At 68.6% G+C, this 20014-nt stretch carries 19 protein-coding genes; 5 read left to right on the top strand and 14 right to left on the bottom strand.

The window, feature by feature from the left end; translation table 11 throughout:
- Window positions 1-189: 189 nt before the first annotated feature.
- Entirely contained in the window at window positions 190-537 is a 348-nt protein-coding gene (locus DIE13_RS05135; protein WP_124826129.1) for a DUF3564 family protein, read from the bottom strand.
- 655 nt (window positions 538-1192) lie between these two features.
- Here DIE13_RS05135 and DIE13_RS05130 point away from each other — a divergent pair.
- Complete coding sequence (locus DIE13_RS05130; protein ID WP_124826128.1) at window positions 1193-2392, top strand: SDR family oxidoreductase; 1200 nt, start codon at window positions 1193-1195, stop codon at window positions 2390-2392.
- Window positions 2393-2486: 94 nt separating this feature from the next.
- Here the strand turns inward: DIE13_RS05130 and hpaR are convergent, their stop codons facing one another.
- Window positions 2487-2927 carry a homoprotocatechuate degradation operon regulator HpaR gene (hpaR, locus tag DIE13_RS05125; protein ID WP_124826127.1) on the bottom strand — a complete coding sequence of 147 codons (441 nt, stop codon included), beginning with the start codon at window positions 2925-2927 and terminating at the stop codon, window positions 2487-2489.
- 163 nt (window positions 2928-3090) lie between these two features.
- Window positions 3091-3888: an AraC family transcriptional regulator gene (locus DIE13_RS05120; protein ID WP_124826126.1), complete on the bottom strand. Its 798-nt coding sequence runs from the start codon at window positions 3886-3888 to the stop codon at window positions 3091-3093.
- 95 nt (window positions 3889-3983) lie between these two features.
- Between DIE13_RS05120 and DIE13_RS05115 the strand changes: the two genes are divergently transcribed.
- Both DIE13_RS05115 and DIE13_RS05110 read left to right on the top strand, forming a co-directional pair.
- Window positions 3984-4235 carry a hypothetical protein gene (locus tag DIE13_RS05115; protein ID WP_124826125.1) on the top strand — a complete coding sequence of 84 codons (252 nt, stop codon included), beginning with the start codon at window positions 3984-3986 and terminating at the stop codon, window positions 4233-4235.
- 55 nt (window positions 4236-4290) lie between these two features.
- A complete protein-coding gene (locus DIE13_RS05110) occupies window positions 4291-5253 on the top strand; it encodes a zinc-binding alcohol dehydrogenase family protein (protein WP_124826124.1) in 963 nt (320 codons plus the stop codon).
- 142 nt (window positions 5254-5395) lie between these two features.
- On the opposite strand, the gene DIE13_RS05105 is transcribed toward DIE13_RS05110, so the two are convergent.
- The 4 genes from DIE13_RS05105 to DIE13_RS05090 all read right to left on the bottom strand — a co-directional run bounded on the left by DIE13_RS05105 (window position 5396) and on the right by DIE13_RS05090 (window position 10696).
- Complete coding sequence (locus tag DIE13_RS05105; RefSeq protein ID WP_124826123.1) at window positions 5396-6487, bottom strand: porin; 1092 nt, start codon at window positions 6485-6487, stop codon at window positions 5396-5398.
- A gap of 161 nt (window positions 6488-6648) precedes the next feature.
- The gene (locus tag DIE13_RS05100) at window positions 6649-7716 is read right to left on the bottom strand and encodes an ABC transporter ATP-binding protein (protein ID WP_124826122.1); all 1068 of its coding nucleotides are present in this window, start codon (window positions 7714-7716) and stop codon (window positions 6649-6651) included.
- On the bottom strand, window positions 7709-9481 hold the full coding sequence (locus DIE13_RS05095) for an ABC transporter permease (RefSeq protein WP_124826121.1): 1773 nt from the start codon (window positions 9479-9481) through the stop codon (window positions 7709-7711). The genes DIE13_RS05100 and DIE13_RS05095 overlap by 8 nt, the downstream gene beginning before the upstream one ends.
- A gap of 114 nt (window positions 9482-9595) precedes the next feature.
- Entirely contained in the window at window positions 9596-10696 is a 1101-nt protein-coding gene (locus DIE13_RS05090; RefSeq protein WP_124826120.1) for an ABC transporter substrate-binding protein, read from the bottom strand.
- 123 nt (window positions 10697-10819) lie between these two features.
- On the opposite strand from DIE13_RS05090, the gene DIE13_RS05085 reads away from it, so the two are divergent.
- Window positions 10820-11494 carry a response regulator gene (locus DIE13_RS05085; RefSeq protein ID WP_124826119.1) on the top strand — a complete coding sequence of 225 codons (675 nt, stop codon included), beginning with the start codon at window positions 10820-10822 and terminating at the stop codon, window positions 11492-11494.
- Window positions 11495-11549: 55 nt separating this feature from the next.
- Window positions 11550-12944, top strand: coding sequence for a sensor histidine kinase (locus DIE13_RS05080; protein WP_124826299.1), 1395 nt, complete (start codon window positions 11550-11552; stop codon window positions 12942-12944).
- A gap of 26 nt (window positions 12945-12970) precedes the next feature.
- Here DIE13_RS05080 and DIE13_RS05075 read toward each other — a convergent pair whose 3' ends face one another.
- From DIE13_RS05075 to DIE13_RS05045, 7 genes are all read right to left on the bottom strand, one after another.
- Window positions 12971-13837, bottom strand: coding sequence for an MOSC domain-containing protein (locus DIE13_RS05075; RefSeq protein ID WP_124826118.1), 867 nt, complete (start codon window positions 13835-13837; stop codon window positions 12971-12973).
- 91 nt (window positions 13838-13928) lie between these two features.
- Complete coding sequence (locus DIE13_RS05070; RefSeq protein ID WP_124826117.1) at window positions 13929-14882, bottom strand: ABC transporter substrate-binding protein; 954 nt, start codon at window positions 14880-14882, stop codon at window positions 13929-13931.
- A gap of 54 nt (window positions 14883-14936) precedes the next feature.
- Window positions 14937-16124 (bottom strand): cytochrome c, encoded by a 1188-nt coding sequence (locus tag DIE13_RS05065; protein WP_124826116.1) that lies wholly within the window; start codon window positions 16122-16124, stop codon window positions 14937-14939.
- Between the two features lie 53 nt (window positions 16125-16177).
- A complete protein-coding gene (locus DIE13_RS05060; RefSeq protein WP_124826115.1) occupies window positions 16178-16993 on the bottom strand; it encodes an ABC transporter ATP-binding protein in 816 nt (271 codons plus the stop codon).
- A complete protein-coding gene (locus DIE13_RS05055; protein WP_124826114.1) occupies window positions 16987-18078 on the bottom strand; it encodes an ABC transporter permease in 1092 nt (363 codons plus the stop codon). Before DIE13_RS05055 ends, DIE13_RS05060 begins: the two co-directional genes overlap by 7 nt.
- 4 nt (window positions 18079-18082) lie before the next feature.
- Entirely contained in the window at window positions 18083-19117 is a 1035-nt protein-coding gene (locus tag DIE13_RS05050; protein ID WP_124826113.1) for an ABC transporter substrate-binding protein, read from the bottom strand.
- A 42-nt stretch (window positions 19118-19159) separates the two neighbouring features.
- Complete coding sequence (locus DIE13_RS05045) at window positions 19160-20005, bottom strand: class II aldolase/adducin family protein (protein WP_124826112.1); 846 nt, start codon at window positions 20003-20005, stop codon at window positions 19160-19162.
- Window positions 20006-20014: the final 9 nt, after the last annotated feature.

Below are 20014 nucleotides of genomic sequence, written 5' to 3'. Positions count from 1 at the left end.
GTCGGAAATCGCGGCGGATGGCGGATGCGGATACCGCGGCGCGGATGAATTAACCCGGCCCTGATTGATTTCGAAGCCCGCAATAAAAATGCGCCCCGAATCGAGGCGCTCTTATTGCTGAATATCGAAATGAATATCGCTGAAACTGGAATAAACCCGAAAACCGCAGAGGATTACCGGCGGAAATGCCTATCGCGCGACGGAAATAAATTCCTCGTATTCGGGTTGGAGCTTGCAATGATCGACCGCCTGCAGTCGCCATGCACCGTCCGGGTGCTCGCCGGCGAGTACGGCGGGACCCTGTTCGCGCTGTGTTGCGTCGAACGACAGGCCCTTCAACTGGCACACGGCGCTGCCGCCGTCGGCCGCGCAGAGGGCCATTGCGCCTTCGACGTCCCGGACTTTACCCCAGGTCGGAAGGTCGATGCCCTGATGTGCCTCGCGCGACCACAGCCCCTCGTCGGTATCGACCCACAGCACCGCGAATGCGTGCCGGGTTGCCGATTCACTGCCATTAATCCGAATAGTGAGGCGCATTGGATCGTCTCCTGAGAAAATGACGCATTCGACCGTTTTGGTTTGAACAGTCTAGATAGACTGTCACGAAACGCAAGCGATAATCCGCAATAAATCCGAATGGGGTCTATTGGCGTTTCGTATGAAACGACGTCTGACGATTCCAGGGGATTCCGTCGCTGCACGCCAACGCAGACGGCACCGTGTCCAGGGTGCGGCAAGCTGCCGCTGCCGCGACCGGGACATGCGATGACTAGCCGAAGGGCGCGTCGATGTGTCGCGCCGCGGCGGCGATTGAAACCGTGATGGGCCGGCGGGGTCCGGCGGCGCGGTAGCCCGCCCGGCGGCCGCCGGATCGGACGTTTCGTCGATTTGACGGCATGGCCCGCACGACACACTCAGACATTCGCGCACAAATCCACACACTTTCACGAAACTTTCGGGACAGACTTGCATGCGTTCGGGCCCCACACTGGGACTTTCCCGATCTGCGCCATGGACGCCCGTCCGTGGCGGTCTGTCGCCGCCTCGTGCCAGAGACCCGATCGATGCGATCGCGGGCCACAAGCCCGATCGGGACGGCCGTGGCGAGCATCGGCGCCGGCCCGGCCCATGGCAGTGCGCAGCCCCGAACGGGCAGCGCCGCCGTCCGGCCGACCCTTCGAAGGAGACTATCGTGCTGATCTGGAAAACCGCGTTGTCGCTCAACTGGCGGACCAGCCTCGTGTCGCCGGCCAGCGCGCCGGTCGCGGCGGCCAACGTCAGTCGGCTGGTGCTGACCGGCGCCACCGGCTTCATCGGCAGTACCGTGCTGACGGCGCTCGTCAACGCGGGGCTGCTCGATCGTGTCGTGTGCGTCGTGCGCGCGGAGAGCCGCGGCCATGCGGTCGCACGGCTGCGTGAAGCGGCGTTGCGCGCGGGGCTCGCGCCGTACTGGGCGTCGCGCCTGGGCGATGCGAACGTGATCGTCGGCGCGCTCGGCGACGTCTGGCAGGGTGCGGATGCGTCGCGCCTGGCTGGCGCGACGCACGTGATTCACTGCGCCGGCCATGCATCGCCGGCCGACGGCGCGCACCTGCAGGCGGACATTGCCGATTCGCTGTCCTTCGCCGCCCGCTTCGCGCGTGCGCCGCAGCTGCAGCGTTTCGTGTACGTCGGCACGGCCTATGCGCATGCGGGCCGCGGCGGAATCGTGCAGGAGGGCGTCGCGACCGACGCGGCACACGGCGACGAAGCGCTGCCCGGCGCGGTGCTGGCGGCCGACTACCTGCTTGCGAAGGCGCAAACCGAGCAACGCCTGCGCGAGCTCGGGCTGCCGCTCGTCGTCGTGCGTCCGTCGCACGTCGTCGGTCACACGGTGCTCGGCACGCGGCCCGCGCCGAATTCGTTCTGGATGTTTCGCGTCGCGCATGCGGCGCGCCGTTTCACGGCCCGGCCGATGACGCGCATCGACATCGTGTCGGTCGACGACGTCGCGCGCGCGACGATGCTGCTCGCCGTGAAGCCGACGCTGATGCACGACGTGTATCACGTGTCGGCAGGCGACGAGGCGCCGCAGGTCGCGCAGATCGTTCGCGCGATGGACGAGGCGGCGGGCGTGACGGGCGCGCCGCGCTACGCGGCCTGTGCGCCGGCCGAGTTGCCGCTCGTGGTACGTGACGTGCTGGGGCGGCCCGATCCGGCGCTCGAGCGCGTGATCGGCAGGGCGTTGCAGCGTTGTGCGGAATTCGCGACGGTCGATCGCGTGTTCGACAACCGTCGCGTGCGCGACGAAATCGATTTCGAACCGTTGCCGTTCATCGATTACGTCGAGGAGTGCATGCGGACGTCACGCGGCGTCGCGGTGACCGAGCTGATGCGCGGCGCGCTGCAATGAGCCGAGGCGAGTCCAGTCAAGTCGGGTGCACAGCCTGCATGCGCCACGCCGGCGCCGCCGGGTCCTGTTCGCCGCCGTCCGGCGGCGGCAGGCCCTAGGGCGCGTTGCCGAGTTCGATCAGCCGGTCGAGCGCGCGATAGATGTCGTCGAGGCCGTCCGCGCCGAAGCGCGCTTCGAGCTGCCGATACTGCTCGTCGATGCGCGGACCGATTTCGGTCACCAGATTCCTGCTTTGCGGCGTCAGGCTCACCAGCAGCCGGCGCTGATCTTCCTGCGCGCGCGTGCGGGTAATCAGCCCGTCCCGTTCCATCCGTTCCAGCACGCCCGTGAGGCTCGGACTCAGGATGCAGCAGCGGCGCGCGATCTGGCCGGCTTCGAGCGCGTGCGCCGGTTCGCCGTCGAGCACGCGGATGATCCGCCATTGCTGTTCGGTGAGCGCGAATTCCTTGAGAATGGGGCGGAACCGGCCCATCAGCGTTTCGCGGGCCTCGAGCAGGAGCATGGCCAGATTGCGATGGTCGAGCGTGCGGTTCATCGGGGTAGAGAATGGACGGGGATGCATCAATCTTAACAGCCCGTGGTGATGAATTTCTTATCTCAGGGTAATCGAGGTTGCCGGCGTCCGATTGCTCGATTTCCCGAAGCGACGCGCACCGGGCGGATGTTCCCGGGCGCGCCGCGTCAATCGGAATGACCCACTATCCCGCGCTCCGAGGCGCACGCCCGACGCCGATGTACCTCCCCGGCGTCGTCCCCGTCGCCCGGCGGAACATGTCGATGAACGCGCTCACGTTGTCGTATCCGAGATCGAGCGCGATGGTCGTGACCGGCACGCCGTCGGCGATCTTCTCCAGCGCACGCAGCAGTCTGGCCTGCTGACGCCACTGCGCAAACGTCAGCCCCGTCTCCGCGACGAAGCGGCGGCTCATCGTCCGGGCGCTGATGCCGGCCCATTCCGCCCACTCCTCCAGCCGCCGACCGTCCGCGAGGTTCGAGGCCAGCGCGTCGGTGATGCGCACGAGCCGCGCGTCGCGCGGCCGCGGCAGCGCCAGCGATTCCACCTCGGACGAGGCGATTTCGTCGAGGACCACCTCGGCGATCCGCGTCTGCGCCGCGTCGAGTGCGGCGCCATCCCAGCTTGCCGCGCGCTGCACGGCTTCGCGCAGCAACGGCGACGTGCGGATCGCGCGCGGTGTGTCCGGCAATGTCGCGCAGCGCGCTTCGGCGACGAACGCCGACCAGCCGGAAATCGGCCCGAATGAGCGCAGCGAATGCCGGCAATGCGGCGGAATCCAGATCGCATGAATCGCCGGCACGACCCAGTCCTGGTCGTCGAGACCGATCGTCAGCAATCCGCTCGATGCGCCGACGAGCTGGCCCCGCGCATGCGCGTGCGGCGGCGTCACGCGCGGATCGCGTTGCGACAAAACGGCGGCGACGACGAACGGGCCGTCGTCGGACGTGACGAGTCGGGCGGGCAGGAGTGGATCGGACATGGCTGGATCAAGGTATCGAATGGCATATATACCGGAGTTCGGCCGACTTCGCACGCCTACACTGCGTCCATCGATGACAACCGGAGTGCGACACGATGCGAGCCGAACAGATGCTTCCCGACCATGCCGACCGGATCGAGGCGGGCGGGGTGACGATCCGCAAAGGTACAGTGGGCGCGTTCATTGCCAACGCGCGCGTGCTGGTCGGTCCCGGCGCATCGGCGGCCGAGCGCGCCACCGCGGAAGCCGACCTGATCGACGTGCTGCCCGCGCTGCGGGCGCTCGGATTGTTCGATGTCCTCGAAGTGCGCGACGCGGCGCTGCGCGCATGGCTCGATGCACGGTAATGACGGACGGGAAGCCCGGTTGCGATACGGGATTCGCAAACAGCAAGGAACCAACATGAAAGCAGCAGTCGTGGCGTGTGCCGGTCAGGGTCCGGTTTATTCGGAGTTCGAATCGCCGCGCGCGCTGCCGGCTCACCGTCTGATCGACGTGACGGCATCCGCGCTGAGCCGGCTCGCGCAGGGGCGCGCCGCCGGCACGCATTATTCGTCGGGCGGCGGCTATCCGTTCGTCGTCGGCGTCGATGGCGTCGGGCGCGTCGGCGACGGACGGCGCGTGTACTTCTTCGGCGCCCCCGCGCCGTTCGGCGCGATGGCGGAGCGCACGATCGTGCCGGACGCACACTGTGTGCCGCTGCCGGATGAGCTGGACGATGTCACGGCCGCCGCGATCGCGATTCCCGGCATGTCGTCGTGGGCGGCATTGACCGAGCGCGCGCGGCTCGCGGCAGGCGAGACGGTGCTGGTCAACGGTGCGACGGGCACGTCCGGACGGCTGGCCGTGCGGATCGCGAAGCATCTGGGCGCCGCGAAGGTGATCGCGACGGGCCGCGATACGGTTGCGCTGGATGCATCGCTGAAGGCCGGTGCGGATGCGGTCGTGTCGCTGCAGCAGGAGGATGCACACCTTGCCCGCGCACTGGAACCGCATTTTCGCGCGGGCGTGGATGTCGTGCTCGACTATCTGTGGGGCGCCAGCGCGCAGGCGTTGCTCGTCTCGGCCGCGAAGGCGACGCCCGAGGGGCGCCGGCTGCGTTTCGTGCAGATCGGCTCGATCGGCGGTGCGGACGTGCTGCTGCCGGGCGCGGTGTTGCGCGCGACCGCGATCGAATTGATGGGAAGCGGTCTGGGCAGCGTGCCGCTGCCGCGCTTGCTGGCAGCAATCCGCGGCGTGTTCGGCGCCGTTGCGCCCGCGGGCCTGGCGATCGAAACGCGCGCCGTGCCGCTGTCGGCGGTCGGCGAACATTGGGGCGATGCGAATAGCCGGGTTCGCCCCGTGTTCGTGATGCGCGTCGACTGAACGGCTGCTGGCGCGCAGCGGGCATCACACGCCACGCGCATGTCGAGCGGCGCGGTGAGGGCCGCTCACCCGCACTCAGGCGGCATCGCGCAAAGCGGGCGGTGCCGTTCGACCATGACCGGCGCCGCCCATTGCATCGGATTCAGAACCGCTGCTGAATCCCGGCCGTCACGCCGACCTGCGTCGTCCCGTATCCGGCAAAGTCGCGCGACACGCCGACCTTTTCCCCATGCTGCGCGATCGCGAACGCGCCGGCCGCATACAGCACCGTGCGCTTCGACAATGCATATTGCGCGCGCACCGACACCAGCGTCGGGTCCGCATCGCTGCCACCCTTGATGTTCTGGTGATAGACGGCCGCGATCATCGAAAACGTCGGCGTGAACTGGTACGACCCGCCGAGCCAGAACATGTCGCTCAACTGGTTCGCGGCGCTGGTGTGATACGTGCGCCGATAGTTGCGATAGCCGGCCATCGTCTTCAGGTTGCCGAAGTCGTAGCTCAGGCCCGCATGGATGCCCTGGATGTAGTTGACGGTATCGGCCGGCGTGACGCTGTCGGCTGCGCCGTTCTGCCGGTCGAACGTGACGGCCGCGGCGAACGGGCCCGTCTCGTAGCCGAGCGCGAAGTCGTATTTCGAGCTGGTCTTCACGCTGCCCGGCACGTTGCCGAAGCCGTACAGCGCGCCGAACTTGAAGCCGCCGAATTCGCTGTCGTAGCGCACGGCGTTCGACGAGCGCGTGAAGAGGCCGTCCTTGCGGCCGCCGGTCGCCATCGACGACGTCGCCCACGAGTAGTTCTGCGCATACCCCATCGGGTCGAACGGCAGCATGTAGTCGTAGGTGACGGTGAAGTTGCGGCCGAGCGACAGCTCGCCCCATTTGCCTTTCAGGCCGACCGTCGCGCGGCGCGCGAAGATCGAATCGGCGCCGTCGTCGAACGTGCCGTTCGCGAGATCGATCCCGCTTTCGAGGCGGAACACGGCCTTCAGCCCGCCGCCGAGATCCTCGACGCCGCGCAGGCCCCAGCGCGACGTGTTCTTGTTGCCGGATTTCAGCTTGAACGAATTGCCGCCGTCGGGCGCCGCGTGATTCGCGTATTCGATGCCGGCATCCATGATCCCGTACATCGTGACCGACGACTGCGCATGCGCGGCGCTTGTCGCGAGCCCGGCGGCGACGGCCGAGCCGGTCAGGACGGCGGTGCGAAGGGAACGTTCTGCGCGTGACTTCATTGACGGTGTCTCCTTGGTTTCTTGTGGGTTGGGGTAAAACGGGTGCGCGGCGCGCAGCCGTCCGCGGCGGACGCCGGGAAGCGTCCGCCGATCGTGCGTGTCGGGACGGGATGCGCGCCGGAATGCGTGCGCGGCGGCGCGCGCTGGCCGCCGCGCCCGGGTCAGCCCGCTTTCGCGAACGCCCAGCAGTCGTTGGTCGGGAATTCGATCCAGTGCTTGCCGGCCGCGCGCGGCACGTGGCCGAACGCGCGCAGGCGCATCTCGCCGCAATGGAACAGGTATTCCCAGCGGTCGCCGAGATACATCGACGTGACGAGATCGGCCTGCAGCCGGTTCGCTCCGGGACCGTCGGCGACCTGCACGCGCTCGAGACGGATCACGGCCTGCGCGTCCTGGCCCGGCGCGAAGCTGTCGCGCGCGAGCGCCTGCAGTTCCCAGCCGTCGCCGGCGAGGGTCACGCGCTCGCCGTCGATGGCCGCGACGCGTGCGTCGATCCGGTTGTTGCTGCCCATGAATTCGGCGGTGTACAGCGAGCGCGGCGCGCCGTACAGCTCGGCGGGCGTGCCTTCCTGTTCGATGCGGCCGTTGCGCAGCAACAGGATGCGGTCGGACATCGCCATCGCTTCGGTCTGGTCGTGCGTGACGCAGAGCGCCGACAGCCCGAGCGACACGATCAGCTCGCGCAGCCACGCACGCGCTTCCTCGCGCAGCTTCGCATCGAGGTTCGACAGCGGCTCGTCGAGCAGGATCACCGGCGGGTTGTAGACGAGCGCGCGCGCGATCGCGACGCGCTGCTGCTGGCCGCCCGACAACTGGTGCGGAAAGCGTTCGGCGAGATGACCGAGGCCGAGCTGGTCGAGCGCGGTCTGCACGCGGCGCTTCTGTTCGGCCGGCGCCACGCGGCGCAGCTTGAGCCCGTAGCCGACGTTGTCGGCGACAGTGCGGTGCGGCCACAGTGCGTACGACTGGAACACGAGGCCGAGCGAACGCTGTTCGACGGGCAGGTCGACGCGCTGCGCGCCGTCGAAGAACACCCGGTCGTCGAGCTGGATGCGCCCGTCGGACGGCTGTTCGAGGCCGGCCACCGCACGCAGCAGCGTGGTCTTGCCGCTGCCCGACGCGCCGAGCAGGCAGACGACTTCGCCCGCCTTCAGTTCGAACGACACGCCCTTGAGGATCGGGTTGGCGCCGTAGCTGAGATGCAGGTCGTCGACGATGAGCTTATCCATGAAGTTTCACTCCGAAACGCAGGGCCACGCCGAGACCGGCGCCGACCATCGCGATGTTGATGACAGAGAGCGCGGCGACCTGGTCGACGGCGCCGGTCGCCCACAGCGACACGAGCAGCGCGCCGATCACTTCGGTGCCGGGCGACAGCAGATAGACGGCGGTCGAGTATTCGCGCTCGAAGATCATGAAGATCAGCAGCCACGCGGCGAGCAGGCCGAACCGCACGAGCGGCAGCGTGACGTCGAGCGACACGCGGCTGCGCGTCGCGCCGACGCTGCGGCCGGCTTCCTCGAGCTCCGGGCCGACCTGCAGCAGCGCGCTCTGGATGAGCCGCATCCCGTACGCGAGCCACACGACCGTGTACGCGATCCAGATGCTCCACATCGAGTTCTTCAGCTCGCGCAGGCCGGGGACGAACAGGAAGATCCACAGGAACGCGAGACCGGCGAGCAGGCCCGGCACCGCGCGCGGCAGCAGCACGAGGTAGTCGAGCAGTTTGGTCGCCCAGTCGTGGCGGCGGTGGCCGGCGAAGGCGACGAGCGAGTAGAAGCCGACCGCGAGCGCACCGCCGATCACGCCGATGCCGAGCGTGTTGACGATCGCGCGCACCAGGTTGTCCTGCTCGAACAGCTCGGTGAAGTTCGACAGCGTCAGCACGTCGCCGAGCGCGACGCCTTCGCCCCAGTTGGTCACGAACGCGCGCAGCACGATGCCCGAGATCGGCACGATCACGGTCAGCATCAGCCACAGTGCCACGATCGCGAGCGCGACCCAGCGCCAGACGCCGAGCGGCAGTACCGTCGCGCGGCCGGCCTTGCCCTTGACGGTCACGAAGCGGTTCGCGGTCTTCAGCAGGCGGCGCTGCAGCAGCACGAGCGGGAACGTGATCGCGACGATGCACACCGCGACCGCGGCCATCAGGTGATACGACGGCACGCCGAGCTTGTTGGTCAGCTTGTACAGGTAGGTCGCGAGCACGAGGTGGCCTTCCGGATCGCCGAGCACGAGCGGCAGCCCGAACACCTCGAAGCCGAGAAAGAACACGAGCACGCCGGCGAACAGCAGCGCGGGCATCGTCATCGGCAGGCTCACGTCGAGCGCGACGCGGAACGGGCGGGCACCCGTCACGCGCGCGGCTTCCTCGACGTCCGAGCCGAGGTTGCGCAGCGCGGCCGACGAATACAGATACACGTGCGGCACGTGCGTGAGCCCGACGATCACCGTGATCGCGAAGATCGAGTACACGTTCCAGGGCACGCTCTGCACCCCGAACAGCTCCTTGAACCACACCGAGTAGAAGCCGACCGGGCCGGCCGCGACCACGTAGCCGAACGCGAGCACCATCGGCGACACGAACACGGGCGTGAGCAGCAGCGGTTCGAGCCAGCGGCGGCCGGGCAGGTCGGTGCGCACCATCAGGAACGCGAGAATGCCGCCGAGCGGGATCGAGATGAACAGCATCCCGCCGGCGATGATGAACGAGTTCGTCACGGCCGACCAGAAGTCGGGGTCGGTGAAGATGAAGCGGAAGCCTTCAATGCCGAGCGTCTTGTTCGCATCGAAGAACGGCGCGGACAGGAAGCTCTGGAACAGGATGAAGCCGAGGGGCAGCGCGACCGCGATGGTGAGCACCGCGACGACGATCCAGCGCAGCATGCCGGCGAGCGGCTGCAGGCTGTTGGCCGGCAGCGCGGGGATCGCGCCGCCGTGGCCGGTGGAGGGCGGAGCGGCCGGCGCCGTTCCGCGTGTGCTGGTTGAAAGCATGAGTTCACCCCTGCGGCCATCCGGATGGCCGCCTCTAGGAAGTCGGTAAGGGGAAGGGGCCGCCGCGCGCGAAGTGCGGCGGCGGCTCGTGGTCGGCCGAAGCCGATCAACCGGTCAGCGCTTGATTGCCTGCTGCCATTGCTTCAGGAACGCGAGGCGCTTCGACTGGTCGAGATAGACGAGCAGGCCGGTGCCGATCTGGATCGGCTTCAGCGAGTCGCCGAGTTCCTTCGTGAGGCTCGCGGCCGACGTTTCGCCGTTCACGTCCGCGCGGATCGCGTACAGGTTCGCCTGGTTCGCGATCAGCGTCTGGCCGCGCTTCGACAGCAGGTAGTCGACCCACAGCTTCGCGGCGTTCGGGTTCTTCGCCTTCTTCGAGATCGTCGCGAGGCGGCTCACGACCTGCGTGTAGTCCTTCGGAAACACGTAGCCGATCGACTTGTCCTTCTTCGCCTTCGCGTACGCATACGAGCCGATGATGTTGTAGCCGATCAGGTTCTCGCCCGACGAGATCCGCTCCATCATCGCGCCGGTGCTCGACTGCAGCTTCGGGCCGGTCGCGCCGATCGCCTTCACGAGCTCCCACGTGACCTTCTCGTTCACGTGCGCGTCCTGCGTCAGGTAGTTGAAGCCGACGCCCGATTTCTCGATGTCGTAGGTCGTGACCTTGCCCTTGAACTTGTCGGCCTGCGTGGTGAGCAGCTTGATGAGATCGGCGCGGGTCTTCGGCACTTCGTTCTCGGGGATCAGGCGCTTGTTGTAGACGATCGCGAGCGGCTCGAACGTCGTGCCGTACGCCTGCTTCTGGTATTGCGCCCATTGCGGCACGTTCGGGCTTTCGGGCGAATCGTACGACGCCATCAGCCCGTCGTTGACGAGCTTGACCTGCAGGTCCATCGCCGAGCTCCACAGCACGTCGGCGCTCGTGCTGCTCGCCGCGTTCTCGCTGATGTAGCGGTTGTACAACTCGGTGCTGTTCATGTCGTTGTACTCGACCTTCACGCCGTACAGGCTTTCGAAGTCCTTGATCAGCGGGCGGACGAGACCCGTGTCGGTCGTCGAGTAGACGATCAGCCTGCCTTCCTTCTTCGCGGCGTCGACCATACCCTGGTAATTACCCGGATACCCGGCCGGAACCTGCGCGGCGGCGCCACCGGCGACGGTGCCCAGGACGATCGCCAGCGCGGCGGCGAGGTGCTTCGGTGCAAACGGCATGTCTTCCTCCAGTTACCTGTGTGTTGTTCGAGTGACGCGGATGTTAATTGCGACGCACTTTCAGCCTGCTTTCATTTCGGTTCACAATAGCGGCCTTTGAGTCATGGATTTCCCGAGGTCCCCATGCGTGTGCTGCTTGTCGAAGACAACCCGAACCTGGCGCAATCGCTGAACGACGCGCTGAGCGCCGCGCGTTTCGCGGTCGATCACATGACGGACGGGGAGGCGGCGGATCACGTGCTGCGCACGCAGGATTACGCGCTGGTGATCCTCGATCTCGGCCTGCCGAAGCTCGACGGGCTCGAGGTGCTGCGGCGGCTGCGCGCGCGCCGCAATCCGGTGCCGGTGCTGATTCTCACCGCGCACGGCTCGGTCGAGGACCGCGTGAAGGGGCTCGATCTCGGGGCCGACGATTATCTCGCGAAGCCGTTCGAATTGACCGAGCTGGAGGCGCGCGCCCGCGCGCTGATCCGGCGCAGCCTCGGCCACGAGCATTCGCAGGTCGAATGCGGGACGCTGTCGTACGACAGCGTCGATCGCAGTTTCCGCCTCGCCGGCGAACCGTTGTCGCTCACGCCGCGCGAGCGCTCGGTGCTGGAAGTGCTGATCCTGCGAAACGGCCGCGCGATCAACAAGGAGACACTGTCGGAGAAGATCTTCGGGCTCGACGAGTCGGTCAACGCGGATGCGATCGAGATCTACGTGTACCGGCTGCGCAAGAAGCTCGAGAACACCGGCATCGCGATCGTCACGCTGCGCGGGCTCGGGTATCTGCTCGAAGCGAAGGCGGCGGAATGAACCGCCTCCGCGCCCGCGCTCGGCCCGTCGCCGCTGCGGCCCGGCGGCACGCATGATGCGTCGTCCAAACTTGCGCACGCAGGTCGCGCTGTGGCTGCTGCTGCCGCTGCTCGGGCTGCTCGCGCTCGACTCGTGGCTCACGTACCAGCGCGCGATGAGCGCCGCGCACGTCGCGTTCGACCGCACGCTGTCGTCGTCGCTGAAGTCGATTCGCGAAGGCGTGCGGCTCAACGAGGGCGAGATCGAGGTCGATCTGCCGTATCTCGCGCTCGAGATGTTCGAGTCGGGCGACGGCGGCAAGATCTACTACCTGATCCGCGAAGACAACGGCCGCACGATCACCGGTTATCCGGACCTGCCGCTGCCACCGGGCGACGGCGCGCTGTTCGCGACGCGCTACTACGACGTCGTCTATCGCGGCGAGCAGTTGCGCATGGCCGCGCTGCGCGTGCCGGTGCACGACGTGCCGACCGCGCAGACGCGCATCGTATGGGTGATGGTCGGCGAGACGATCGAGGCGCGCCAGGCGCTCGCCCGCGAGATCCTGATGGGCTCGCTGCTGCAGGAGGGGCTGCTCGTCGTGCTCGCGCTCGGGATCGTGTGGCTCGGCGTCGGGCGCGGGCTGCGGCCGCTGAACCGGCTGTCGGCGACGGTCGCCGCGCGCAGCGACGCCGATCCGACGCCGCTCGACACCGGCGGCATGCCGAGCGAGCTCGCGCCGCTCGTCGAGTCGATCAACCAGTACATCGGCCGCACGCAGCGGATGCAGGTCGCGCGCCGGCGCTTCTTCGCGGATGCGGCCCATCAGCTGAAAACGCCGCTCGCGGCCGTGCAGGCCGGCGTCGAGCTGGCATTGCGGCCCGACGAGCAGCCGCGCGTGAACGTGCATCTGCGGCGCGTGAACGGCGCGGTGCGGCAGGCCGCGAAGATCGTCCAGCAACTGCTGTCGCTGTCGCGGCTGGATTCGGACAGCGGCCAGGCCGTCGCGCACCAGCGGCTCGCACTGCACCGGCTCGCACGCAGCGTGACGCTCGACTGGTCGCCGGTTGCCCGCGCGCGCGACATCGATCTCGGGTTCGAGCACGAGGCCGATGTCGACGTGCTCGGGCAGCCGGACCTGCTCGGCGAAATGATCGGCAACCTGATCGACAACGCGATCCGCTACTCGGGCGATCGCGCGGTGATCACGGTGCGCGTGTCGCGTGACGGCGAGCATGCGCGGCTCGACGTGATCGACAACGGGCCGGGTATTCCGGCCGGCGAGCGCGACACGGTGTTCGAGCGCTTCCACCGAGGCAGCAAGACGCAGACGGTCGAAGGCACCGGGCTCGGGTTGTCGATCGTGCGGGAAATCGCGCGCGTGCACCAGGGCAGCGTGACGCTCGCGGATGCGGTGGGGGGCGGACTGATCGTGACGGTGACGCTGCCGGCGGTTCTGGCGGCGACGTAGAAGCGCCGGCGCGACCGGCGCACCGGTCAATCGCCGAAGCCGATCTCCGCTTCGACTGTCTGCCCGACCTCGAGCCATGCGCCCGCGCCTTCGACGACGATCGCGTTGATGCCGAACGTCAGCGCGTCTTCGTAGTTCGGGTTCGCGCGATAGGCCTGCATCGTGTCGGTCGGCTCGTGCGGCCACGCCGGGTTCGGTGCGCCGGTCGCCTGGTCGATCGTCGGCATCGGGCAGCGCGTGCACAGCTTCACGAGGCGCAGCCGCACGGGCGTCGCGCCGTCGGCGTCGAGATGTTCGATGAAATCCTCTTCGTATGCCTCGAGATCCGACACGACGATGTTCGGACGGAAACGGTTCATCGGAATCGCCGGCGCACCTTTCGCGGCGAGCTTCGCGTTCAGGTCGTCGAGCGACGACTGGCCGATCACGAGCAACGGATAGCCGTCCGCGAACTGGGTGTGCGTATCGATGTCGCCGGTCCATTTGCGGTTGCAGCCGCGGCGTGCGTGGGCGCCGAAGCGCGCGAGCTTCAGCGGCATGCCGAGGAATTCGGTGAACCACGCGGCCGTTTCGGCACCGGTGTCGATCGCGTCGACGGTGTCGCGCCAGACGGTCGCGGCCATCTTCGGCGTCGCGGGTGTCGCATCGCCGTCGAGCGGCGTGCGGATCTCCGGCATGCCCGGCGCGTTCAGCACCAGCGCATCGCTTTCGAGCGCGGTGCGGATCAGCGCGAGGCGCGGGTGCGTGCGTTGCGTGATCATCATCCCGTCCGGGGTCGTGATCAGCCAGTGGCGATCGTATGCGAGGCCCGTTTCGAGCAGTTGCGAGCGCGACAGTGCGATGCCGGCGCAGGATTTGATCGGGTAGACGAAGAGTTCGGAGATGGCTGGCATGACGCTGGCGGACAGGCGAGGTGGGTCGAATCGCGATTGTGCCAGATCGTGCGAAAGCCGTTCGGGCGGTTGCGCGCCGCCGGGCGGCCGCTCACGCCAGCGGAAAACCGAGGTCGAACGTCGTGCGCACGTCGAGCGGCTGGCGCAGCAGCCCGGCCTTCAGGTAGAAGTCGGCCGTGCGCTGCTGCTCGGCGATCACCGTCGCGTCGATCGCCTGCCAGCGTGTGTTGCGGCGCTCGAACTGCAGCTTCGCGGCGGCCGGCGGGATGCCGATGATGCGGGCAAGCGCCGCGGAATACGCGTCGACGTGTCGGTACGACCAGACCTGCGCGCGTACGACGCGTTGCACGAAATCGCGCAGCACGTCGCGCTTCGACGCGATCGCCGCGTCGGTTGCCGCGACGTAGCTGAGGCCCGACCACAACCCTCGACCGTTGACCAGCACGCGCGCGCGGCCGCTCGTTTCGGCAAGCGCGGTGTATGGCTCCCACGTCGCCCACGCGTCGATCGATCCGGTTGCGAGCGCAAGCATCGTGTCGGCCGGCGACAGAAAGCGGAACGACACGGCGTCGGGCGGCAGCCCGGCCGCGTCGAGCGCCTTCAGCGTGACGAAATGGCCGATCGAGCCGCGTGTGGTGCCGATGCGCTTGCCTTTGAGGTCGGCCGCGCCTTTGAGTGTCGCGTCGGGCCGCACGAGCACGGCGGTGCCGTACGGGTCGGAACGGCTCGCGCCGATCACCTTGATGCGTGCGCCGGACGCGAGCGCGAAGATCACCGGTGCATCGCCGATCGGCCCGCAGTCGACGGCCGCCGCGTTCAGCGCTTCGGCCAGCGGCGCGGCGGCCGGGAACTCGGTCCACGCGATGTCGTATGCAAGCCCGTTCAGTTCGCCGGCCGCTTCGAGCAACGCGCGCAGTCCGCCTTTCTGGTCGCCGGCGCGCAGCAGCGGCCGGGCGCCCGATTGCGCGTGCAGTGCGGCCGGAGCCAGGGCGACGGAGGCGAGGGCGCTTGCTTGCGCGAGGAACTGGCGTCGGGTCGGATTCATCGTGAGGTTCGGTCGGGGAAATGATTCGGAAGCGGTTCGGAAACGGTACAGGATTCAATGAGGGAGTCCGGCCTGCACGTCGCGCACCGGTTCGGCATCCACGCGCAGCAACAGGGCAGTCAGCGGATCGGCGTTCGCGGCGACGGTCGACGGCCGTGCGGCCGCATCGGAGCGGCACAGCAGGTCGCCGGCCGACCAGCCCGCGCTGCCCGGCAACGCACGCGCGCGCAGCCAGCCGCGCCGGTCGGCGAGCAACTGCGTGCCGCCGAGCGCATCGGGGGTCACGCCCGCGATCGTCGCGAACGCTTGCCATGCGCCGGGCGTCGACGCGACGCAGTTCGCCCGCGAGCCGTCGGCCCATGGCGCGGGCGTCGGCGTCGCGCCGTCGGTGACAAGCAGCGTCTGCCAGCGCGGGTCTTCCGCTGGCGGCGTGCCGTTCGGCGCGAGCGCGACGATGCGCACGCGCTGGCCTCCGCGCCAGCGGTCGAGCGGTTGCGGCGCGGCGTTGCCGCAGCGCACGTCGAGCGCCGGCAGCGGGACGGGCAGGGGCCACGCGCCTTCGGCCTGCGCACCGCTGCCGGCCGACAGCGCTTTCAGGTAGTCGAGCACGGCCCAGGTGCCGGCGCGATCGAGCGTCGCGGCAAAGCCAGGCATCGACGGCGCGCCGTGTTCGTCGCGCGTGCCGTGCCGCACGCGCCAGTACAGTTCGCCGTCGAGCCGGCGCGCGAGCAGCGTGCCGGCGAAGGTCGGCGGCCAGTGCGCGAGCGTTGTGGCGAGCGGCCCCTCGCCGCGGCCGTCCGCGCCGTGGCAGGCCGCGCAGCGTTGCGCATACAGATGCGCGCCGAGCATCACGTTGGCTACGGAAAAGGGCGCGGGATTGCGCTGGAAGCTCGTGGGCACGGCGGGCGCGAGCCAGAGTGACGACGGCGGCCACGGCGCGAACCACGCGATGACCAGCGCGGCGACCGCCGACGCCACGCGCCGCTTGCGCGACGCGATCGCGATGCCGCCGAGCACGACGGCGAGCGCGGTCGCTGCCACCGCGAACGCGAGCTGCCGCGTGAGCCCCGCGTCGATGCGCAGCGTTTCCAGCGCGATCCGGTGTGTCCACGGCCACGCGGCTTGTCCGTCGGCGTCGCCGGTCAGGCCGGCCGCATGCAGCGTCTGAGACAGCGCGGTCTGCACGCGATACAGCAGTTGCAGGAATACGAGCGCCCAGTCGGCGAGTGGCGGCGCGCTCATCGGCGCGGCCCTTGCCGCCGCGAACCGGCCAGCCAGTGAACGACACCGCGCATTTACCAGCTCGCATCGAGTCCGAGATGCCGCAGCGCCTCGTGGCGCAGTTCGGCAAGGCGCGGGTCGCCGCGATGGCGTGGATAGGGCAGGTCGACGCGCAGTTCCGCGACGATCCGTGCGGGACGCGGCCCGAACACGATCACGCGTTGCGCGAGAAACAGCGCTTCCTCGACGTCGTGCGTGACCAGCAGCGCGGAAAATCCGTCGCGTTGCCACAGCGCGGTGAGTTCGGCCTGCATCGTGAGCCGCGTCAGGGAGTCGAGCTTGCCGAGCGGCTCGTCGAGAATCAGCAGCCGCGGATCGTTGACGAGCGCACGCGCGAGCGCGACGCGCTGCGCCATCCCGCCCGACAGCTGATGCGGAAACACGTTCGAGAATTCCTGCAGTCCGACGCGCGCGAGCGCATCGTCGACGCGATGTTGCGCGGTGCGCGCCACGCCGCGTGCTTCGAGGCCGAGCGCGACGTTCGCGCGCACGCGGCGCCACGGGTACAGCGTCGGATCCTGGAACACGACGATGCGCGACGGATCGGGCCGCTCGATCGGCGCGCCGTCCTGCGCGATCGTGCCTTGCCGTGCGGCGTCGAGGCCCGCGACGAGCCGCAGCAGCGTCGATTTCCCGCAGCCGCTCGGGCCCAGCAGCGCGACGAACTCACCGGCCGCGACCGACAGCGTGACGTCGTCGAGCACCGGCAGCGGGCCGCCGGGGCCGTCGAACGCATGGCTTACATGACGGATGTCGATACGCGCGCCGCGCGGCGCTGCCGCAGCGGGCGCCGCTGAAACGGACGAGTCGAGAACGGCGGCGCTTACCATTTGACGGTTCCTTTCTGCCACGCGAGCACACGGTCGCGCACCGCGAACAGCAGCGCGATTAGCCCGGAAAACAGCAGCGCCATCACGATCAGCGCCGCATACATGTTCACGTACGATGCCCAGCCCTGCGCCCAGCTCAGGTACCAGCCGAGTCCCGACTTGACGCCCATCATCTCGGCGACGACCAGCACCGTGAACGACGCGCTCAGCCCCATGAAGATGCCGACGAACACGTGCGGCAGCGCGGCTGGAATCGCGACGCGCAGCACCAGGAAGCGCGTGTTCGCACCGAGCGTGCGCGCAACGTCGTAGTACTGCCGGTTCACGCTCGCGACGCCTGACCACGTCAGCACCGCGACCGGGAAGCCGGTCGCCAGCGCGATCAGGAACGCGGCGGCCGAATAGCTGGTCGGGAAAAAGTAGAACGTGAGCGGCAGCAGCGCGGTGGCCGGCACGGGGCCGAGCACGCGCAGCACCGGATGCACCCAGTAACCGATGCGGCGCGACCAGCCGATCGACACGCCGACCGCGAACCCGACCGCGACGCCGTACGCAAAGCCGAGCGCGAGCAGCTTCAGCGTATTGCCGGCGCTGCCGGCGAGGCGCGGCCAGTCGTCGACGTACACCTCGATCAGCGCCTGCGGCGGCGCGAAGAACGGCGTCGGCAGCCAGCCGGTTTTCGCGGTGACGATTTCCCACGCGGCGAGCACGAGCGGCAGCGCGACGAGCCACGGGCCGGCCGGCCGCACGCGGGCGAGCCGTGCGCGCGTGGCCGGCACGCGATGGCCGAGTGTCGCGACGACGAGCAGCAGCGCGGCGATCGCCCACGCGGCTGTGCCGAACGTGTCGGTGTACGCCCACTCGGTGAAGCCGGCGATGCGGTTCGGCCACAGCTGCGTGAGCGCGCCGAGCACGGCCCACGCGAGCGCCGCGACGATGCCGGTCGGCCAGGTGCGGGCCCGGCGGGCTTCGGCCGCGAGCGTGGCGTCGCAGGCCGTGCACGCGGCACGGGACGGCGCAGCGGTGGCGGCACCGTCCCGTGCCGACGCGGGGCGTGCGGTGGAGGCGTGTTCGATCGTCGACATCGCGTCACCCCAGCACGTTCGCATAGACCTGCTGCGCGAAGCGCTGCGGGTCCGTACTCTTCTTCAGCACGTTGATGCGGCGGAAATCGTCCGCATAGAACGCGATTTCCTGCTGCAGGTCGACGTTGGTCGGGTGGTGCGTATAGGTCAGCGTCGCGTACAGTTTGCGCAGGTCGTCCGGGCTGATCTTCGGCGAATACTTCGCGAACGCTTTCGCGGCTTCGTTCGGGTTGTCGTGCGTGTATTCGGTGGCCTGCACGATCGAGCGCGCGAGCGCGGCAGCGGCCGGCCGGTCGTTGCGCACGAGGTCGCCGCGCGCGCCGATCACGCAGCACACCTTGTGCGCGTATTCGCCGGACAGGTTCGTCGCGAGTTCCGTATACGCGCCGTTGCTGCGCTTCTCGAGCAGATAGAGGTTCGGGTCGCCGTCGGCGATCGCCTGGATCTCGCCCTTGTCGACTGCGACGCCGAGCAGGTCGGCCGGATACTGCCGCCACGTGATGTCGCGTTCGGGATCGATGCCGTTCTTTGCGAGCAGGATCGAGAAGAAGTGCTTGCCGGGCGCGGCAAGATCGCTGACGCCGACGGTCTTGCCCTTCAGCGCCTGCAGTGTCGTGACGCCAGCCGTCTTCGAACCGAGCAGCCGCACGCAGCCGCCGTGCGAGCTGCCGACGATCTTCACGTCGAAGCCGGCCTCGAGCGGCTTGAGCCAGCGGTGGATCATCCCGACCGCCGCGTCGGCCTTGCCGGTCGCGATCGATTCGAGCAACTGGTCGGTCGACCCGCTGTAGTTGATCAGCTCGACCTTCAGCCCGTTCTTCTCGAAGAAGCCGTTCTCTTGCGCGACGACGATCGGCGTCAGGCAGAACGCGTTCTGGTTCCACGCGAACGTGAGCTTCTTCAGCGGCGGCGCGGACCACGCCTTGCGGCCGAGCGTGATCGCCGGCGCGGCGAGCGCGGCCGCGCCAGCCGCGCGCAGCAGCCGGCGGCGTTTGTCGTCGTGCGCGCCGGGCGGCGCGGATGCGGTGGTATCGGTCATGGTGTGGTCTCCGGTTGCGGTTCCGGTTTCGTGCGAGGGTGTTCAGTCGAGCAGGTCGGGTTCGTCGGCGACGACGCGCGCGAACAGGCTGTCGAACGCATGCCGCGCGCCGTCGGGGCCGCCGATCTGGCCATGCGTGTGCTGCGCGGTGGCGTGGTCGATCGGTTGCGGCGTGCCGGCCGCTTCGGCGAGCAGTTGCGTATGCGCGGCGTTGTCGAGCGCGATGTACCACCACGCGGCGGCTTCCACGGTCGGGCCGGCCGTCAGGATGCCGTGGTTTTTCAGGATCGCGCCCTTGTGCGTCGTGCCGTCGGATTTCGCGAGTGCGTCGGCGATCCGCGCGCCTTCGCTCGTATCGACCACCATCCCCGTGAAGTCGTCGAACAGTGCGTGGTCCTCGTAGAACACGCATGCGTCCTGCGTCAGCGGATCGAGCGTGCGGCCGAGTGTCGACCACGCCTTGCCGTAGGTCGAATGCGTGTGCGCGGCCGCGACGATGTGCGGATGCGCGTCGTGGATCGCCGCATGGATCGCGAACGCGGCCTTGTTCAGCGGCCGGTTGCCGATCGCGGTTTCGCCGCGTGCATTGACGAGCAGGAGGTCCGACACCTTGATCTGCGAGAAATGCACGCCGAGCGGGTTGACCCAGAAGTGGTCGGGCAATTCAGGATCGCGCGCGGTGATGTGGCCGGCGAGCCCCGATGCGAAGCCGAAGCGTGCGAACAGGCGGAATGCGGCCGCGAGCCGCTCCTGCCGATGGCGGCGCTCGGCGGCGACGTCGACGCGCGGCTCGGACGGTTCGAACCAGAAATGCTGGCGCGGCGTGTCGGCGAGCACAAGGCCCGACGCGGTGCGTACGGGCGAGGAAGAAGACAGGACGGCGGACATGGCGGGCGT

Origin of the sequence: Burkholderia sp. Bp9016 (genome assembly GCF_003857765.1) — a bacterium.
Lineage (GTDB): Bacteria > Pseudomonadota > Gammaproteobacteria > Burkholderiales > Burkholderiaceae > Burkholderia.
Note: the sequence above shows the minus strand (reverse complement) of the source record. Positions and strands in the feature narration are given on the sequence as shown.

Excerpts from the sequence above, each read along its gene's own strand:
- DIE13_RS05120 (WP_124826126.1), bottom strand. The coding sequence starts at position 3,888 with ATGTCCGATCCACTCCTGCCCGCCCGACTCGTCACGTCCGACGACGGC.
- DIE13_RS05090 (WP_124826120.1), bottom strand. The coding sequence starts at position 10,696 with ATGCCGTTTGCACCGAAGCACCTCGCCGCCGCGCTGGCGATCGTCCTG.
- DIE13_RS05095 (WP_124826121.1), bottom strand. The coding sequence starts at position 9,481 with ATGCTTTCAACCAGCACACGCGGAACGGCGCCGGCCGCTCCGCCCTCC.
- DIE13_RS05060 (WP_124826115.1), bottom strand. The coding sequence starts at position 16,993 with ATGGTAAGCGCCGCCGTTCTCGACTCGTCCGTTTCAGCGGCGCCCGCT.
- DIE13_RS05075 (WP_124826118.1), bottom strand. The coding sequence starts at position 13,837 with ATGCCAGCCATCTCCGAACTCTTCGTCTACCCGATCAAATCCTGCGCC.
- DIE13_RS05115 (WP_124826125.1), top strand. The coding sequence starts at position 3,984 with ATGCGAGCCGAACAGATGCTTCCCGACCATGCCGACCGGATCGAGGCG.
- DIE13_RS05100 (WP_124826122.1), bottom strand. The coding sequence starts at position 7,716 with ATGGATAAGCTCATCGTCGACGACCTGCATCTCAGCTACGGCGCCAAC.
- hpaR (WP_124826127.1), bottom strand. The coding sequence starts at position 2,927 with ATGAACCGCACGCTCGACCATCGCAATCTGGCCATGCTCCTGCTCGAG.
- DIE13_RS05050 (WP_124826113.1), bottom strand. The coding sequence starts at position 19,117 with ATGACCGATACCACCGCATCCGCGCCGCCCGGCGCGCACGACGACAAA.
- DIE13_RS05080 (WP_124826299.1), top strand. The coding sequence starts at position 11,550 with ATGCGTCGTCCAAACTTGCGCACGCAGGTCGCGCTGTGGCTGCTGCTG.
- DIE13_RS05105 (WP_124826123.1), bottom strand. The coding sequence starts at position 6,487 with ATGAAGTCACGCGCAGAACGTTCCCTTCGCACCGCCGTCCTGACCGGC.
- DIE13_RS05045 (WP_124826112.1), bottom strand. The coding sequence starts at position 20,005 with ATGTCCGCCGTCCTGTCTTCTTCCTCGCCCGTACGCACCGCGTCGGGC.
- DIE13_RS05070 (WP_124826117.1), bottom strand. The coding sequence starts at position 14,882 with ATGAATCCGACCCGACGCCAGTTCCTCGCGCAAGCAAGCGCCCTCGCC.
- DIE13_RS05110 (WP_124826124.1), top strand. The coding sequence starts at position 4,291 with ATGAAAGCAGCAGTCGTGGCGTGTGCCGGTCAGGGTCCGGTTTATTCG.
- DIE13_RS05085 (WP_124826119.1), top strand. The coding sequence starts at position 10,820 with ATGCGTGTGCTGCTTGTCGAAGACAACCCGAACCTGGCGCAATCGCTG.
- DIE13_RS05135 (WP_124826129.1), bottom strand. The coding sequence starts at position 537 with ATGCGCCTCACTATTCGGATTAATGGCAGTGAATCGGCAACCCGGCAC.
- DIE13_RS05065 (WP_124826116.1), bottom strand. The coding sequence starts at position 16,124 with ATGAGCGCGCCGCCACTCGCCGACTGGGCGCTCGTATTCCTGCAACTG.
- DIE13_RS05055 (WP_124826114.1), bottom strand. The coding sequence starts at position 18,078 with ATGTCGACGATCGAACACGCCTCCACCGCACGCCCCGCGTCGGCACGG.